This is a genomic window from Alteromonas sp. ABH2_165 (assembly GCF_056159945.1).
The window spans coordinates 223,776-238,701 of record NZ_JBSWWF010000003.1 but is presented as its reverse complement, the minus strand read 5'-3'; the positions used below and the strand labels follow the sequence as shown (position 1 = coordinate 238,701).

Below are 14,926 nucleotides of genomic sequence, written 5' to 3'. Positions count from 1 at the left end.
TTCGTTGATTTATTGTGTAAACAAGACTGTTTGCCTATTCCCTAAACACCAGTAAACCTGTTCACGGCACAATTTGTGTCATTCTGAACACCGCCACACTTCGGGCCGCTTGCAGAAACACCCGCTGAATACAAATATCAGGCTGTTCCGCTAAAGAAACATAGCGTGTATCGACAGCTAATTCCCAGGCCATTTTGGGAGAAAGGGTTGGCAAATTGAAGCGCTTGTCTTGAGTACTGGCGTTAAAACACAGGAACCAGTGTTCGCCGCTGTCATCGGTTTGCGTTGTACCGCGAATTTCCACACCGAAAGCCTGACTGTTTGGCGACTGCCAGTCTTCAGACTCTTTATCCTGGCCATCGGGTTTGTACCAGCGAATCGCCGATACATTGCTGGTACGCTGGTATTCATCGTCATCTAACAACAAGTTCGACAGTAAGGTGCTTTCCCGTCGCAGACCGGTGACGTACTGACAAAAATGTAAAAAGTCAGACTGGCGTTTGTTGAGTGCCCAGTCGTACCAGTTCAAGGTGTTATCTTGGCAATAGGCATTGTTATTACCGTTTTGCGTTTTGCTCAACTCATCGCCGCCCAAAATATGCGGAATACCCTGAGACAACATCAGTGAGACGAACAAATTGCGCTTTTGTCGCTCACGCAGTTGCAAAATGGCTTCGTCACTGGTTTTCCCTTCTACACCATAGTTGGCCGACAGGTTGTGCCCGTGACCGTCTCGGTTATTTTCGCCATTCGCTTCATTGTGCCGCTCAACGTAACTCACCATATCATGCAGCGTGAAACCATCGTGGTAAGTGACATTATTCACCGAGGTGTAAATGGGGCGGAATCCTTTGTGGAAAATATCTCTGGAGCCCATTAATCGGGTGGCAAATTCTCCCGTTAACGCATGATCGCCACGCCAGAAAGCGCGCACGGTGTCGCGATACCGGTCGTTAACTTCCAGCCACGGTGCTGCAAACGCGCCCAATTGATAGCCGTTAGGACCAATATCCCAGGGCTCGGCCACCAGCACGATATCTTTTAATATTGGGTCTTGCGCCATGGCTTTTAACAGACCAGATTGTGCCGAGAAGTTTTGCGGGTCACGCCCCAGGCAAACCGCTAAATCGAAACGGAAACCATCGATACCAATAACGTCTACCCAATAACGCATGGCATCCATGATCATCGTCATCATAATGGGCGTTGACGTGTTAACCGTGTTTCCGCAACCAGAATGGTTACTGTATACAATCGCGCCGGCTTTGGTTTGCTCGTAAAGATACGCCTGATGAGGAAACAGACCTTTAAACGACAACACTGGGCCGCCGTCTCCGCCTTCTGCAGTGTGGTTGTAAACCACGTCGACGATCACCTCAAGACCTGCTTTATGGTAGGCATCGACCATGGCTGTGAGCTCTCTTACCGCATCTGCTTTTCCATAACGCGGTTCAGGGGCAAAATAATTGACCGGGTTGTAGCCCCAATAGTTAGTCATTCCCTTTTCGGTGATGTAAGGCTCAGGCATAAACGTAGACAAGGGCATAAACTGCACCGTAGTCACACCTAAGTCCACAAGATGTTGTATGACATCAGGGTGCGCAGCGCCGGGATATTTTCCTTTATCTTCATCAGGCACATTGGGATGTAATTTTGTCATCCCTTTCACATGCGCTTCATAAATGATGCGCTCATGAGGCTGATAACTCGGCCTTGCTGGCCGTTCACCATTATCGTGACTGACCACAACACATTTGGGCACCATAAACTGGGAGTCATGCTCGTAATGTCTGGCATTCCAGTGAATGGGACGACTCAGCTTTTGTGCATAAGGATCGATGAGCAGCTTCTCTGCGGTCACGTGATGCAGCGCATCTTCTCCCCGCTCTACCCGATATGCATAATGTTGATGTTCACCTATCCCTTCAACCTCACAATGCCAAACCTGTCCGGTTTTCGCAGCCATGGGGATTTCCGCCACAAGCTCTTCGGTGTCGCTTTGAAAAAGACACAGCACCACCGCCCGCGCATCTGGGCTGACAACGGCAAAATTGCAGCCGCTGCCGGTAAGTGTCGCCCCTAAGGGTGAAGGTGAACCTGTTGTAACCGTGTTACTGCCGAAAGATTCCTGTTGCACCTTGCCAGGTTCTCCTAATCAAATAGCCAATACAGTGTTGCGAGTGGCGGTAGGTTAACTTCAATTGAATAGGGTTGATCGTTCCACGGCACCGCTTGCGCTGTTACTTTTTCAGCCACCGGGAAGTCGCTTCCCCAAAACGCACTACTGTCTGAATTGAGAATAAGTTGATATTCACCCGCATCCTGCACGCCCACTCGAAAAGCTTCACGAGGTGAAGGCGTGAAATTATTCACCACATACACCTTCTGCGAACTCGACTTTGCTTTTCTAACAAAAGACAGCATGCTCAGTTCAGCATAATTATGGTCAATCCAGGCAAAGCCCTCGTGACTGTGGTCGAGTTCATGCAGAGCGGGATACTGACGGTAAAGTTGATTAAGTTTACGGTACAGCGACTGAATACCGCGGTGTTTCTCAAACTCGAGTAACCACCAATCCAATTGGCTGTCGTGATTCCATTCCCGAGATTGGGCAATTTCGTTGCCCATAAAGTTCAGCTTTTTACCCGGGTGTCCGAACATAAAGCTTGCATAACAACGTTGGTTGGCCGCCTGCTGCCACTCATCACCTGGCATTTTACCAATCAAACTGCCTTTGCCATGAACAACCTCGTCGTGGGAAATCGGCAGCACAAAGTTTTCATCGAAGGCGTACACCATTGAAAAGGTAATTTCGCCATGATGGTATCGACGGTAAGCCGGGTCCTTGCTGATATAGTGAAGTGAATCATGCATCCAGCCCATATTCCATTTGAAACCGAAACCCAGGCCGCCACTTGAGACCGGTCTGGACACGCCCGGGAACGAGGTAGACTCTTCAGCAATGGTCATGATACCAGGATACGCCTTGTACACTTCCTCGTTCATCCAACGCAGCAGACTAATGGCTTCGTAGTTCTCGTTGCCGCCGTGAATGTTAGGGATCCACTCCCCTTCATTGCGCGAGTAGTCGAGATAAAGCATAGACGCCACCGCATCAACCCGTAAACCGTCGATATGGAATTTGTCAGCCCAAAACAACGCATTCGCCACCAAAAATTGGCGTACTGTGTCTTTGCCAAAATCGTAAATGCAGGAATTCCAGTCTGGATGCCAACCTTTACGCGGGTCGTCGTACTCATAAACGTGACTACCATCGAAACGGGCCAGGCCATGGGCATCTTCAGGAAAGTGCGCAGGCACCCAGTCGACAATGACACCAATGCCTGCCTGATGGCATTTATCGACAAAAAATTTGAAATCGTCAGGGGAACCGAAGCGGCTGGTAGGTGCATATAATCCAACCGGCTGATAACCCCAGGAACCGTCAAAAGGAAATTCAGAAACAGGCAATAGTTCCAGGTGCGTGTACCCCATGTCCTGCACATAAGGAATCAGTGTTTCAGCCAGTTCGCGATAGCTCAGATAGCGTTCACCACTGTCCTCTGCTGGTCGCTTCCATGAGCCCAGGTGCACTTCGTACACACTCATCGGCGAATGATACTTCTCGTTCTGACGCGCCTGCATCCAGGCATCATCCTGCCAATCATAGTTGTCGTGATTAAATACTCGGGACGCGTGTGAAGGATATTGCTCAGCAGAATACCCTAGTGGATCTGCCTTGTGTGGTAACGGGTTGCCCCAACCATCTTTAAGCTCATATTTGTAACGTTCGCCCTCGCCTACGCCTGGAATAAACAACACCCAGTAACCGATGTCTGTTTTTTGCATAGGATGACAACGACCATCCCAGCGATTGAAATCGCCGATGACGGAAACGGCAGTTGCATTAGGGGCATATACGGCAAAGCGCGTACCGTCCACTTCATCGATGACTTTTAGCTGGGCACCCGCCTGTTTGTAGAGGTTTGCCGGCTCATGATCGATAAAATGAACAGCGTGATACGCTTCATCGGTGAACTGATAAGGGTCAGCTACGATGTGGTCCTGGCCTGTACGTCTGATCACCAGTTCATAGCGCTGCCCTTCTTTAAGTCCCTGGATGGGCGCTGAAAATAAATCGGAATCGCCCTGCCGGTCGAGTGTGCCGAGCAGTTTAGTTGATTTGATACTGCGGACGGCAACCTTATCAGCATCGGGGATAAAAGCGGTGATAATAAGACCGTTGTCGGTCTTCTGTGGACCCAGTACGGAAAAAGGTGAATTACATCGAGCCTGTGCCAGTTGCTGCTCTACTACCATTACTTACTCCTTTAAAATCTGCCGGCAAAAGCCGACAGATCCCGGACCGCTTTACTTATCTGTACTGGCCTGTTTTCTGACTTCTGTCAGTTGACGGGCAAGATGAGTAATGTCCTGATTATTAAAAATACTTTCCAGCGTCTGCGTGAGTTTTCTGCGCCAGTTAGGGTATTCATTAAACGTACCGGGTACATTAACAGGCTTATCCATTTCCAACCAGTCCTCTAATTGCAAACTCAGTAACGCACTTGAACCACTTGCCATATGCAATTGCATGCCACGATTCAATTCTGTGCTCATACCGGTATAGTTCACATCCCGACTGATATTTTCGCTAATGGAATGATGACCATGGAGGGTATCCAGTATCGCTTGTTTATTCTCGTGTCTGTCGGTGTACAACTGAGACAGAATTTCATCGGTAGGATACAGCCCCAACTCTTTGCCCATTTCTAAATCGAGACAATGCCAAAAACCGGTGAGTGTTGGCATATCGTGAGTGGTCAATGTCGACATTGATTGCACCGGATAATGGGAGGGAGAGAAGAAGCCGCCGTCTTCAGCCTGTTCGAAGAAAAATACGCGATATGAATGTACCCCGTTATCTGCCAATTTTTCTCGAATTTCTTCAGGTACGGTACCCAGGTCTTCGCCGATCACTAAGCTTTGATTACGGTGGCTTTCCAGCGCCAGAATGGCCAGCAAATCGTCTACCGGATAATACACATAGCCGCCATCTTTCGCGTGATCGCCTTTCACAACCCACCACAAGCGCAATAGTGCCATCACGTGGTCTATACGCAATGCCCCTGAACCTGCCATGTTAGAGGCAAATAAATCAATAAATGGCTGGTACTTTTGCTCGTATAATTTGTGGGGGTCCATTGGCGGCAAGCCCCAATTCTGACCCAATGGACCAAGAATGTCTGGTGGCGCGCCCACAGAAGCACCCACACAATAGAGATCTTTATTACCCCAGATTTCCGCACTTCCCTCGCTCACCCCGACTGCAAGGTCACGATACAAGCCCACTGACATACCCGAGGCTACGGCCACATCGCTGGCGGCTTGAAGCTGAATCGCAGCTTGCCATTGCAAGAACAAGAAGAAAGTGACACGTTTTTTGTTTTTCTTTTTAAACGCGGCTACTTCTGGTTTATGGTATTCCTTAAACTCATCCGGGAACACAGGCCAGCCCCAAGACGGTTTACCTTCTTCTGCCAATTTTTCTTGTAGCGTGTCGTACACCGCCAGCATATCTAGGCTTTCGCCACCCGCTTCAACAAAGGCTTTAAATTCGCGATTTTGCTTCGTGTTGGTCTTTAAATGCTTTTCATAGTAAATATCGAAAACGGCACTGAGTGCAGGCAGTTTTAAACCGGCTACGGCAGCGTAGTCAATAAAATCAGTGGCCCTGGCTGCTGCCAGTTGCTGCTGAAAATCATCAGTGTTTACCACCGCCTGAACATGCTCGTCATCGAAATAAGGCAATGCAGTCACATCCAGGTATAAGTAATTTAACCAACGGCGCGAAGACGGTCCGTAAGGGCTGCAAGCATCAGGGTTGGCCGGGTACAACGCGTGAATGGGGTTCAATCCGATAAATTCGGCGCCTGATTCCGCGGCCTTAGCAGTGAGGTTTGCCAGATCGGTAAAATCGCCCATGCCCCAGTTTTTTTCACTACGCACGCAGTAAAGTTGCACACTAAGGCCCCAGATTTTCTTGCCCTTTTCGATGGCTTCAGGAATAAAGCATTTGTTCGGCGCCATGATAATTCGCATGGAACACAGAGGCTCGTCATCCCCTTCCACCAAGAGGACAAGGTCGTGATAACCAAGAGGCACATCAAACGGTAACGCAATAATGTATTCGTGGAACTCAACGTCATCTAGCTCAGCCACGTGCGCCAGTGTTTCGTCAACCGGCACAAAACTGTGGACGAATGTCTGCCCATCTTCTGTATTGAGGTTTACAGTATAAGTGTCGGTTACCAATTCTATGGGTAACCGAATTGAGAAAGATAAGGTTTCAGATTGGCGTAGTACCTGAACAGGATTAAGCGGTGTTTGCCAGATCTTTCTGGCCTCTGCTTTAAGCTGTTCTTCAATTGCGAGTTCGTTACTGGTGTCGTAACCCAGTACATTCAATAATTTGGCCTGACTTGACGCTGAAATAGCGGCCGGCTTTCCCCACGCATCGGTATAGTGGGTTTCTATGCCTCGCATCTCAACCAGTCGTTGTAAAACGGGATTTGTCATTCGTGTCCTTTTCTGTTTTTCTAGCGTTGAGGTTTGTACGGCAAATGCCGGACATTCGTGTCAACGCACATTTTTTTGCATTATCAAATAAAGACTGTGTTCGAAGAAACTGAATACGTTTGCATAGTTCATAGTTGTAATTTTGCAACAAAATAGCGCATTTTGCTTTGCCAATTATGCCATTTTGATCCATACTTTACGTAATTTATTTACACTTGTACCAACTTACAACAGAGGTATGACATGACTATACGCATCGGTATCAATGGCTTTGGGCGCATTGGTCGCTTGGTAATGCGCGCTGCACAGCAGCGTGACGACATCGAGGTTGTTGCTATCAACGACCTGCTCGACTTAGACTATATCGCTTACATGCTGAAGTATGATTCTACCCATGGCATTTTTAATGGTGAAATAAAGGTAGACGATAATCAGTTAATCGTAAATGGTAAAACAATTCGCGTTACATCAGAAAGAAACCCAGCTGATCTGGCCTGGAATGATGTAAATGTTGACGTTGTTGTTGAATCAACCGGTCTGTTCCTGACCAAAGAAACCGCTTCTGCTCACTTAGCAGCGGGTGCGAAGAAAGTCGTAATGTCTGCGCCTTCTAAAGATGACACGCCAATGTTTGTTATGGGTGTTAACCACAAAGAATACGCGGGTCAGGAAATCGTATCTAACGCGTCTTGTACTACTAACTGTCTGGCACCTGTAGCTAAAGTACTGAACGATAACTTTGGTATCGTTGACGGTTTGATGACCACTGTACACGCAACCACAGCAACACAGAAAACCGTAGATGGCCCGTCTCACAAAGACTGGCGCGGTGGTCGTGGCGCTGGCCAGAATATCATTCCTTCATCTACCGGTGCAGCAAAAGCTGTAGGCAAGGTAATCCCTGAGTTGAACGGTAAATTGACTGGTATGGCATTCCGCGTACCTACGCCTGACGTATCCGTTGTTGACCTGACAGTTAACCTGGCAAAACCTGCGACTTACGAAGAAATCTGCGCTGTAATGAAAGCGGCGTCTGAAGGTGAGCTGAAAGGTATTTTAGGTTACACAGAAGATGCCGTGGTATCGAATGACTTCCTCGGTGATGCACGTACCTCTGTATTCGATGCAGATGCAGGTATCGCACTGACCGACACTTTCGTGAAAGTTGTATCTTGGTACGACAACGAATGGGGTTACTCAAATAAAGTTCTGGATCTGGTTCAGCACATTTCCAAGTAATACTTTCCCGTTAGACGGGTAAAACAATGAAATAAAAAGCAAAAAAGGTGCGATTAACTATCGCACCTTTTTCTTTTACCATGCACAATGCAAGTTGGAATTAATTATTGGCAAGGAGACGAAGCGTGAGTATTTGTGACTCAATTTCTGTCGAAGAATCATCGGGTATCACCTTTTTACAGGTAGACAACGCTTTTGCTACCAGTCGAATTAGTCTATTTGGCGCCCACGTACTGTCGTTCGTGCCGAAGTCAGACAATGTTGACCGTCTCTGGCTTAGCCCGCATGCCTTTTTAAATGGCGAACGCCCTATTCGTGGCGGCATCCCAATTTGCTGGCCTTGGTTCGCTGACAACCATGGCCGCGAAAAAGGTGAGCTGCCAGCTCACGGCTTTTTACGCACCCAAACCTGGCAAATTCAGTCGTCTGAAGACACCGAAACCGGCACCCGTATTGTGCTTACACCTAATTTCAGTCGTGGTGAAGGTTTCGAATACGATTGTCAGGTGAGCTATGAAATTCTTGTAGGTGAACAATTATCGGTAACGCTAAAAACGGAAAACACCGGCATCGTTCCGTTTACCTTTAACGCGGCACTGCATAGTTACTTTGCAGTGGAAAGTATTGGTAAAACGGAAATTACTGGGATTGAAGGTGAATATAAAGACAAGCTCGAAGATTGGGCCATCAAGCCAACCCCGAGCCCCTATGTATTCTCTGGTGAAACCGATCGAATTCATCAACATGCCGCGCCCGATGTCACCATAGATGTCGATAATACTGCGCTGACACGCGTCACTTCCATGGGGCACGATTCCATCGTGGTGTGGAACCCGTGGCAGGGAGCAGCATCGATTGCAGACATGGATGCCTTTGGATATCGTCACATGCTGTGCGTAGAAACTTCGGTAACGAATGGCGTGACCATCGAACCGGATCATGCCCACAGCATTACGCAGATTGTAACGCCTTTATAAAAACACAATTTACGCCAGCTAAGTAAAGCCCCCGTAAAGCTGGGTAAAGTAGCGTTAAGAGAGTATCGTTTTCTTACAATCCCGATGAATAATAACGCTGATTGTTTTTTCATCGGGAGAATTTTGTGACCAAACCAGTTTCACTTGCCACACTCTTGCTGGCATCGCTTATGGCCTTACAGGGCTGCGGTGGAGACAGCAGCGACAACACCACGACTACCCCAACCACTGAAACCGCCACAGACGACTCAGCATCGGCAGATACCGGTGACGATACGACTGATGAATCAGAGACCGGCGACGACACTGACGATGAAACGACAGGCGACGATGATACAGAGGAAGACACGGAAGAAGACAGCTCAGATAGCTCGACAGTCACAGCTTCTTCGTGTGATGAAGACAGTACGTCACAAATCGACGCACTTATCTGCGTCACCGAAGTGTTTATCGACACCCTTTCGGAAAGTGAACAGGCCAGCGTGCTTTACGACTGGGATAATTCGAATACTGAAAGAACCATTTGGTCGAATCTACCCACCGGCAATGTTCAACGCAATGGCTTGCGTATTGGCGAACTCAATGACGATGCGTATTCTGCATTAATTGATGTTGCTCAAATTCTTTTGAACGATGAAGGTTACGAGGATTTTCAAGGCGTGCTCGCAGCCGATGATTATCTTCAGGAACAGGGGGGCGGCAGCACTTACAGCTCAGCCAATTATTACATCGCCATCTTTGGCACGCCAGCACGTGATGAAAGCTGGATGATCCAGCTTGGCGGACACCACCTGGCTTACAACGTGACTTTTGTGGATGGCGTGGGTTATCCAGTACCTAACCACTTTGCCACAGAGCCGAAAGCCGCATTTGAACTTAATAGTACCACGTATGCGCCAATCGTTGAGGAAGGTGATGCCATGGTGGCCATGTTTGATGCATTGAGTAGCGCAGAGCTCAGCGAAGCCTATCTCTCAGGTGAATCCTATTCGGATGTTTTAGTTGGCCCTGATAACGGTAGCGGTACCTATCCAACAGACTACCCTACTGGTGATGACCGCGGTGGAATTCTGGTGTCCTCACTGACTGAAGAACAACAAGCTCTGGTTATCGCCGCGATGGCGCAATGGGTTGACGATTATCAAGCTGAAATTTCAGACCCGCTAATGGCCGATTACACGACTGACGAAGCGTTAGCTGATACGTATATCGCTTGGGCTGGCTCGCAATCAGCGGGCATTGATGTGGATACCAATGGCACTTACCTCCGTATAGACGGGCCTAGAGTGTGGATTGAACTCGCGTGCCAGGGCGGCGTAGTGATACGCGGAGAGACGCATTACCATACTATCTACCGCGATAAGGAAATGGATTATGGCAATACGCTGTAATGTATTTCGATTACTGATAGTGCTGGCTGGGCTTTTTGCCCAGCCCACTTTTGCACATCCTGCATCAACCACTTCAATAGTTGTTTCCCAGCAAGATGATGCACTTCTCCTTAATGTTTTACTGCCGATTGAACAATTACAGATGGCCATGCCTGATTGGCCGGTGCTTGTGCGCAATGATGAGGCGCAGTTTAACACGTTTATCATTCCTTACCTTCATCAGCACCTAACCGTTTCTTTGGCGGATATAACCCTGCCAATCTCCATTAAACCTTTAGGTACAGAGCGATGTGAATACGAAGACTGCCTCAAGCTAGAGGCTACAGCTCGCCTACCTGCCAACGCATCCTTGTCTGCGTTGACTGTTGTTTACGACGGCATTACCCATCGAGTGAGAAATCACCGAACACTACTGATCACCGATTTACCGGTTGAGAATACCAATCGAATGGTGTCTGGGGCTTACGTACTTTCATGGTCTCACAAGACAGTCTCACTTTTAGTCACACCGACTCATCTCCAATTGCTCACACGCTTTTTTAAGTTGGGACTACATCATATCCTTGAAGGTATGGATCATCTGGCTTTTCTGCTGTGCTTGCTATGGTCTGTCATTGGTGCCAACCTACAGACAATTAAAACTAACAGCCACCGAAGCATACGCCATGTTGTGAATCAGTCTGTGGTGTTAATTTCTTTATTTACCCTCGGTCATACCCTGTCTCTGGCACTTTCAGCCATGAATATATTCGCCCTGCCCACATGGATAACAGAAGTTGGTGTGGCGCTCTCAGTTCTGATTGCCGCCGTCACGCTTGCAATTCGTCCGCAGTCTCAAAATCGACTGATTGTATTGCTGTTTGGGCTAATTCACGGCATGGCTTTTTCTGAAGTGCTTCATGCATTGCCTGTTGATACCTCAACCCGGCTTTTCGCAGTGGCAGGATTCAACGTCGGGGTGGAAGTATTCCAGATATTACTTGCCGCGGTAACGGTACCCGCACTGTTTGTACTGACGAAATGGCGATATTTCAATTCATGTAGGATAATGTTCGCCGGTCTTATCGCTGTTGCAGCGTGTATCTGGCTAATTGAGCGATTGAGCGCTACATCCGCTGCCAGCTGGATTGTTTGCGTAATTGTGGTACTTACCGGGTTAATTTTGCTGTACAAAACCAGGGTACAGAGACCATCACACAGGAACCCTAACAACTTGCACCTCAGCGATATATAAAAAACTGACGTACAAAAAACCGGATGCCTTTACAGGAACATCCGGTTTTTTGGTACAGGCTATAAACGCTTAGCGTTTTGCACCTTCGCAAGCTTCTTTGGCCAACTGGGTAATTGCATCCCAGTTTCCACTTTCAATGGCATCATCTGGTGCAACCCATGAGCCGCCTACGCAAGCTACGTTAGAAAGTGACAGATAGTCATTGTAGTTTGCAGGGCCAATTCCGCCAGTTGGGCAGAAAGTCACATCAGGGAAAGGACCGCCAATAGATTTCAGCGCCTTCACACCACCCGATGCTTCTGCAGGGAAGAATTTCAGGTGGTCATAGCCGGCATCTTTCGCCGTCATCAGATCTGAAATGGAGGAGATACCAGGAATTAACGGGATATCGTAACCTTTACCTGCTTCCAGCAAGGCTTCAGTCAGACCAGGGCTAATAGCGAACTTAGCTCCCGCTTCTACAACCTGCTTTAACTGCTGAGCATTCGTTACGGTACCTGCACCGATGATAGCTTCTGGCACTTCATCTGCAATTTTGCGGATAACTTCAAGGGCAACTGGCGTGCGAAGTGTTACTTCAAGCACTTTAATGCCACCTGCAATCAGCGCTTTTGCCAGCGGTACAGCACTGTCCAGATCCTTGATTACCAGTACCGGGACCACGGGACCAGCAGCAAAAATTTCCGCAGGTGAGTAGTTGGTGTTTGTTGTCATAGTTAGCTCGCAGTATGTTGTTTTAAATAAGCTGAGGCACCTAACAATCCGTGATCAGGCTCAGCAATTAAGTAGGTTGGAATATCTTTGACGTAGTGCTTCATTTGCCCTTTGGCTTCAAAGCGTGCGCGAAAATCGCTGTCTTGTAAGAATTCAGCAAAACGATTTGCAATACCACCACCAATGAATACACCACCTGTTGTCGCCATGTTCAGCGCCAGGTTGCCGGCAAAGCTGCCCATGATGCGGCAAAATTGCGTTAATGCACGTACGCAGGTGTGACACTCGCCGCTCAATGCTTTTTGCGTGACTTCGGCAGGTTCATTAGCTGCAAGTGGCTCGTTAGCGTTTTCAGCTAGCGCCTTATAAACGTTCATCAGACCTCGACCCGACATCACTTCTTCAGCAGAAGCGCGGGCAAATTGATTCTGCAGATAACGCCAAACAATAACGTCTGTTTCGTCTACTGGCGCGAAGTCCACATGGCCACCTTCACCGTCGAGGGTTTGCCAACCTGAAGTTGTCATCGTGAGGTGTTCAACACCTAATCCTGTACCAGGACCGAAAACAGCGATATTTCCATTTTCCTTTGGCGTACCTTCACCAATTTGCACAACCTGATCTTTACCCAATACTGGCAATGAGTGAGCGACAGCAGTGAAATCGTTAATCACAAAAAGTTGTTCCAGATCTAACTGCTGCTTCAGTGCTTTTTGTGAAAATGCCCAGCTGTGATTTGTCATCACAACCTGGTCGCCAAGTACAGGACAGGCAATAGCAATGCAGCCTGCGGTAAAGGTGAAATCAGATAAATCTTTAAAGTATTGTTCAATCGCCAGATCTATACTGCCGAAATCCTTACACTGGTATTTGATAATGTTATCAACACCAGTTTCAGTAACGCGGGCCAGACGAATATTCGTCCCGCCCACATCAGCGACAAACTTCTCCGTCATAACGCCTGCTCCTGAGTAACAAATAATGAACACGCGCCTTCTTCTGCACCAGTCAGAATGTTTCTGAAACCAGCGAAGAGCTCGCGGCCCATCCCTTCCTGATGGTGTACCAGATTGGCTTCTTTTGGCGCACGTGCCGCCAGCGTTGCTTCATCAACACATAATGTCAGCTCGCCAGTTTCTGTGTTCAGTTCGATAATGTCGCCATTTTCAACTTTCGCCAGCAATCCGCCTTTGTAGGCTTCCGGGGTAACGTGAATGGCAGCAGGTACTTTACCTGACGCACCCGACATACGGCCGTCAGTCACCAGGGCAACATTGAAACCACGGTCTTGTAACACGCCAAGTGGTGGCGTTAGGCGGTGCAACTCAGGCATACCGATTGCTGATGGGCCCTGGAAGCGCACAACAATGATGGCATCTTTATCTAGTTCACCAGACTTAAACGCGCCATCCAATTCGAATTGATCTTCGAAAACAACAGCGGGCGCCTTGATTTTGCAAATCGGTGAACGCAAAGCAGAGGTTTTAATAACACCTCGACCCAGGTTACCGCGTAATACGCACACGCCGCCGTCAGGCTTGAATGGCGTTTCAACGGTTGCGATAACTTCTTTATCCAACGACTCAGTTGGGCCATCACGCCATTCCAACTCGCCATCAATGAGCATCGGCTCTTTGGTATACAGGTCCAGGCCTTCACCACAAATCGTTTTCACATCGTTGTGAATTAAACCGGCATCTAATAATTGACGGAACAACAGTGCCATACCACCGGCAGCGGTAAAGTGGTTGATATCCGCAGAACCATTTGGATAAATGCGCGTAAGCAGCGGTGTAGCATCAGACAGTTCTGAGAAGTCATCCCAGTTAATAATGATGCCAGCAGCACGTGCAATGGCCACTAAGTGCATTGTGTGGTTAGTTGAACCACCGGTTGCTAATAAGGCAACGATACCGTTCACGATTGCTTTTTCATCAACGATATGACCAATAGGCGTGTAGTTTTCACCCAAATCGGTAAGACGCGTTGCCTGAACCGCTGCGGCTTTCGTTAACGCATCGCGCAGAGGCGTACCTGGATTAACGAAAGAAGAACCCGGTAAATGCAGGCCCATAGTCTCAACAACCAACTGGTTAGAGTTCGCTGTACCATAAAACGTACATGTCCCGGCAGAATGATAAGACTGTGACTCCGCTTCCAGCAGCTTGTCGCGACCAATCAACCCTTGCGCATATTCCTGACGAACACGGGCTTTTTCTTTATTGGGAAGACCAGATGGCATTGGACCGGCAGGAATGAATACAGTTGGCAGGTGACCAAAGGCTAAAGAGCCCATTAATAATCCAGGGACGATTTTGTCACAGATACCAAGCATCAATGCGCCATCAAACATGTTATGCGAAAGGCCAACTGCGGTTGCCTGCGCGATAACATCACGGCTCATCAAGCTTAAATCCATACCTGGGTTACCTTGAGTAACGCCATCACACATTGCTGGTACACCACCGGCAAACTGTGCCACGCTACCTACTTCACGAACCGCATCTTTGATAATTTCAGGATAGGTTTCGTAAGGCTGGTGCGCTGACAACATGTCGTTGTAAGCTGAAATAATACCAAGGTTTGCTTTCGTCATGGAACGTAAGTCAGACTTATCTTCCTTACCACACGCTGCAAAACCGTGCGCCAGGTTGCCGCAAGATAATTCACCACGTAACGGTCCAGTGCGACGCGCTCTTTCGATTTTATCCAGATAAGCTTTACGGCTGGCTTTACTGCGTTCGATGATTCGCTGTGTTACTTCAGCAATCTGAGAATTCATTTTTCTACTC

10 protein-coding genes are annotated in these 14,926 nt (G+C 48.2%); 4 read left to right on the top strand and 6 right to left on the bottom strand.

The window, feature by feature from the left end; translation table 11 throughout:
• Nucleotides 1-61: 61 nt before the first annotated feature.
• From glgX to malQ, 3 genes are read right to left on the bottom strand one after another with little or no spacing between them, the layout of a single operon-like run.
• Entirely contained in the window at nucleotides 62-2,137 is a 2,076-nt protein-coding gene (gene glgX / locus ACXAFQ_RS08340) for a glycogen debranching protein GlgX (RefSeq protein WP_474819906.1), read from the bottom strand.
• Between the two features lie 14 nt (nucleotides 2,138-2,151).
• Nucleotides 2,152-4,320 carry a 1,4-alpha-glucan branching protein GlgB gene (glgB, locus tag ACXAFQ_RS08335; protein WP_474819901.1) on the bottom strand — a complete coding sequence of 723 codons (2,169 nt, stop codon included), beginning with the start codon at nucleotides 4,318-4,320 and terminating at the stop codon, nucleotides 2,152-2,154.
• A gap of 51 nt (nucleotides 4,321-4,371) precedes the next feature.
• A complete protein-coding gene (malQ, locus tag ACXAFQ_RS08330) occupies nucleotides 4,372-6,579 on the bottom strand; it encodes a 4-alpha-glucanotransferase (RefSeq protein WP_474819897.1) in 2,208 nt (735 codons plus the stop codon).
• Nucleotides 6,580-6,822: 243 nt separating this feature from the next.
• Here malQ and gap point away from each other — a divergent pair, with 243 nt between their 5' ends.
• The 4 genes from gap (at nucleotide 6,823) to ACXAFQ_RS08310 (ending at nucleotide 11,420) form a co-directional block, all read left to right on the top strand.
• Nucleotides 6,823-7,818, top strand: a complete 996-nt coding sequence (gene gap / locus ACXAFQ_RS08325; RefSeq protein ID WP_474819893.1) for a type I glyceraldehyde-3-phosphate dehydrogenase — start codon at nucleotides 6,823-6,825, stop codon at nucleotides 7,816-7,818.
• Nucleotides 7,819-7,943: 125 nt separating this feature from the next.
• A complete protein-coding gene (locus ACXAFQ_RS08320; RefSeq protein ID WP_474819889.1) occupies nucleotides 7,944-8,795 on the top strand; it encodes a D-hexose-6-phosphate mutarotase in 852 nt (283 codons plus the stop codon).
• A 125-nt stretch (nucleotides 8,796-8,920) separates the two neighbouring features.
• The gene (locus ACXAFQ_RS08315) at nucleotides 8,921-10,186 is read left to right on the top strand and encodes a DUF3500 domain-containing protein (RefSeq protein WP_474819886.1); all 1,266 of its coding nucleotides are present in this window, start codon (nucleotides 8,921-8,923) and stop codon (nucleotides 10,184-10,186) included.
• Entirely contained in the window at nucleotides 10,170-11,420 is a 1,251-nt protein-coding gene (locus ACXAFQ_RS08310) for a HupE/UreJ family protein (protein WP_474819884.1), read from the top strand. Before ACXAFQ_RS08315 ends, ACXAFQ_RS08310 begins: the two co-directional genes overlap by 17 nt.
• A 69-nt stretch (nucleotides 11,421-11,489) precedes the next feature.
• Here the strand turns inward: ACXAFQ_RS08310 and ACXAFQ_RS08305 are convergent, their stop codons facing one another.
• The 3 genes from ACXAFQ_RS08305 to edd are packed head-to-tail and all read right to left on the bottom strand — an operon-like array spanning nucleotide 11,490 to nucleotide 14,916.
• On the bottom strand, nucleotides 11,490-12,134 hold the full coding sequence (locus tag ACXAFQ_RS08305) for a bifunctional 4-hydroxy-2-oxoglutarate aldolase/2-dehydro-3-deoxy-phosphogluconate aldolase (protein ID WP_474819882.1): 645 nt from the start codon (nucleotides 12,132-12,134) through the stop codon (nucleotides 11,490-11,492).
• A gap of 2 nt (nucleotides 12,135-12,136) precedes the next feature.
• The gene (locus ACXAFQ_RS08300; RefSeq protein WP_474819878.1) at nucleotides 12,137-13,090 is read right to left on the bottom strand and encodes a glucokinase; all 954 of its coding nucleotides are present in this window, start codon (nucleotides 13,088-13,090) and stop codon (nucleotides 12,137-12,139) included.
• Nucleotides 13,087-14,916, bottom strand: a complete 1,830-nt coding sequence (gene edd / locus ACXAFQ_RS08295) for a phosphogluconate dehydratase (RefSeq protein ID WP_474819874.1) — start codon at nucleotides 14,914-14,916, stop codon at nucleotides 13,087-13,089. The genes ACXAFQ_RS08300 and edd overlap by 4 nt, the downstream gene beginning before the upstream one ends.
• Nucleotides 14,917-14,926: the final 10 nt, after the last annotated feature.